The following is a 3,893-nucleotide window of genomic DNA, read 5'->3' as shown; positions in this document are numbered from 1 at the left end:
TTTTCCACTCCGGTAACAGGATGATGTATGGATTCGCGAATTTCGGTTTCCGTTCTGACATCACCCCATATTCGAAGTTCGTCGATTTTGTAATTTCCGGAAGTATTCCCTGAATTTCCTCCGCCGAGATAGAAAAAATCTCCGGGATCGAGCCAAGTCATATCAGTTTCGGAATCCATTAAATCTCCGTTTATATACAGGTCATAATCTACAAGTGAATTATGTTTATCCCAGGTTAATGCTATATGATACCAATAATTCGCTCCGAAAAGATTATTCAAATCATAGGAAACATATCCGTCATTTTCAATTCTGAATTTTAAAAATCCGGTATCATAAATCCACATTTCCCAGTCATTTTCATCGATACTGTTATCAAATAATGTATTATAATTATAAAATGAATAGGGATAACACCAGAACTCTATAGTTCCGTCATCCGGAAGGATCAGAGGAATGCTCACATAATCATCGGTTCCATCGAAATCAAGAGCAGTTCCGGGAATTCTGTCGGGCGGATTTTTCCTGCCGATAATGAACTGACTGAACTCGGTAATTCCCTCGAAAGTTACGGAATTTTCAGAAAGATCTACCGAACTTGCATAAGTGATATATTCCCAATCTCCGTAAGCATTACTTTCCCGCGTGTATAATTTGAGCTGAGTTGGATAAGATTCATATTCCTCAGTCAAATCTTCAGTTATCGTAAATGTCAGATCGGTTTCAAATGTTCCGTCTCCGAAACGATTTACAACCCAGTATTGAGCATCAAAGACTTCGTCTGGTTGAGTCGGATTGATGTTTGACAATGTATTGATACGAGTAACGACAAGTGTGTCTGTGCCGGTTTTTGCCGAAAAATCCATTTCCAGACCCACATCAGAGAAACTCACATTTCCGATTGTGCTGACGATTTGTGTATCACTATCTCCGACACCAAAAGGAATCACGGAATATACCCAATCATCATTGTTCATATTCATCAAAGTTCCATTATTTCCATTTATCACATCCGAAGCGGTTATTCCCGAACTCTCGTTGAACTGAAAATTACTGACAAGTCCGCTTTCATATCCAAAAAGTGATCTATGCATATTTTCGCGGATCTGTTCCTGCGAACGAGCGACCCGCCAAATATGAACTTCATCCATTTTACCGTCAAAATAATATTGATGGTCATCCTGATCTTTACCAATAGTTACCGGATTTGCATTACTCGGTAAATTTCCATAAGCCCAACTTGTAGCACTTTTTTCGCCATTCAGATAAATAGCAACATAACCGTCATTTTCGGAAGTTCCGTCATAAACAAAAGCAAGATGATTCCATTTGTCGTAAATTTCGGTTGAATCCACATAAGCGTAAATCTCACTGTCAATACCCGGAAGATAAAAATAAAAGTAATTATACATACCTTCATCAACCAGAAAATCTATTGTCCAATCATCAATTCCCTTGGTCATTAGAGTATAATAATGTGTTTCTTCTCCTACGGATTCGGTATAAACCCATAATTCAACTGTGAATTGATTGAAAAAATCAAAAGCATTCTCATTAGATACTTCTATATAATCATCGGTTCCGTCAAAATCCAGACAATTGCCGGCGATTCCTTCCGGTTCCGGATAATTCGTGTTCTTTGCCACAATAAACTGGCAAAAATTATTTATGTTCTCGAAAGTTACCGAATTAGCCGCAGCATCTACGGCTATCGCTCGATCGTAAAATATCCATCCGTTCTCCGAACCTGTATTTCGCTTATATAGTGCAACCGTATTCGGAAAAGATTCGTCATCTTCATCCAAATCCTCGTTCAAAGTAAAGGTTATATTTGAATTGAAAAAGGCATTTCCGTCATCGGTAAAAACCCAATACTGATCATCATAAGCATAATCTATGCTATCGGGAATAGAATTGGGAGCATTATCGATTCGGGTAATTGCCACTTTAAGCGAGTCCTCTTCATCGGGTGTGAAGGAAGTGATCTCCAGAGAAACATCGGCTGCAGAATAATCATAAACTCCCGTTTCTCCGAATTGATGAGAAACAGTAGTTACGATTCCAAAGGGAATATTGGAATCTACCCAACCGGAACGTCCGGGATTTCTCCATTCCGCATTATTTCCCGAAATCCAGTCTTTGGCAATTGAACCGCTTCCTTCATTGAATTGCCAGTAACTTACTAAACCGGTTTCGTTTCCTGACAGGGTTTGACACATATTTTCGCGGATTTCATCTTCAGAACGAACAATATTCCAAATCCGAAGTTCATCAATGCAGCCATCAAATGCATTAGTGCCATCCTGTTTCATTCCCAGCCATACATCTGTTCCGGTAAAAGTAAAACTGCTTGTTAACATCATTGATTGTATCCGAGTTCCGTTTATATATAATTTAATTATTGTTCCGTCCACAACGCAGGCAATATGATTCCATTCGTTAATATTTAAATTTGTCAGATGAGAAATCGCCTTGTGTTGTGATTCCCCGTCAGGCTGAGATGCGAACGCAAATTCGCCTTCGTCGTCTCCGAGAGCAATAATATATTTTCGGTCAAAAGTAGAAGGCGTTGCGATAATCCTGGCAAAATCGGAATGTGTTTCCGGTTTTATCCAACACTCGATTGTAATGTCTCCGGTAATATCCAGACTGTTGTGATGTCCGATATTTTCATAATCATCAATTCCGTCGAATTCCACTGCGTAACCGGGAATTGATTCTGTTTCTCCGGTCGTGAAATTCCAGGTGTTCGGGTCGTCAATCCCATTATAATATCCACCGTAAATATCCTTAAAAGCATTATCTTCAATTAAAATATAATATGAGGTTAATTGTTCCAGTTGAACACCGAAATTAATTTCTACATCTTTACCGTTTATAGCAGTGCAAGAACTTGCCGGAACATCGGCAATAACCGAATTATCACTTGTTTTTTTTATGATAACATTTCCTTCTCCGACCGTTATATCCTCATCGAATTCGATATAAACCCGCGAACTCCAATCTCTGTTTATTTCATTATCCACAGGATTTGTACTTGTGATTTCCGGTAAAACATCTCCACAGATAATGAACTGACTGAAATCTGTAATATTTTCAAATGTTACCGTATTTGAACTCGCATCTGCCGATGAAGCCGCTGCTGCAAAACTCCAATCATCAATCGCATTACTGTTTCTCTTGAATAATTTCAGATAATCGGGATTTGATTGCATCCAGGTGCTTATTGTTTCTGCCGGTTGAAAGGTTATGTTTGTTTCAAAAGTTCCGTTTCCATAATTATTTACAATCCAGTATTGATCATCAAAAACATCTTCAGGATCAGTCGGCAATACATTCGGTGCGAGATTGATTTTACTTACAACAAAAGTATCCGTTCCGTTTTTTTCGGTAAAATTCATCTCTAAATCGGTATTATCGAAAACAACACTGCCGGTTGTAGAAACAACCTGTGAATTCACAAATCCTGTCCCGAATGAAATATTTGAAGTTACCCAATCGTCATCTGTCATATTATTGAGCGTTGCCTCATAATTATTTACCAAATCGGGAATAATTGTCCCCGTACTTTGATTGAACTGCCATTTTGCAAGCAGCCCGTTCGTCCAATAGTTATTTCCTATATGAATGTATTCTCTGATTTCCTGTTCGTTTTTGGAAATATCCCAGATATGAACTTCATCGAATTTTCCTTTTCCCTGAACATTTCCTGCATTCCCTCCGCCAAGATAAAAATAATTGCCGGGGTCAAGCCAGGTTTTATCGGTCTCGGAATCTTTCAAATCTCCATTGATATATAAATTATAATCTACAAGAGAACCGTGTTTGTTCCAAGTTACAGCAATATGATACCAATGCTCCGGTCCGTCTAAATTATCCAGATCATAAGAGAC

1 protein-coding gene is annotated in these 3,893 nt (G+C 38.5%); it reads right to left on the bottom strand.

Translation table 11 applies throughout. The annotated features are described in order from the left end of the window. Window positions 1-3,893, bottom strand: a 3,893-nt coding sequence (locus ENL20_11815; protein ID HHE39241.1) for a hypothetical protein, incomplete at both ends; no start/stop codon positions are given.

This window comes from Candidatus Cloacimonadota bacterium (genome assembly GCA_011372345.1).
Classification (GTDB): Bacteria; Cloacimonadota; Cloacimonadia; order Cloacimonadales; family TCS61; genus DRTC01.
The sequence above is the reverse complement of the archived record's forward strand: the minus strand, read 5'-3'. Positions and strand labels throughout refer to the sequence as shown.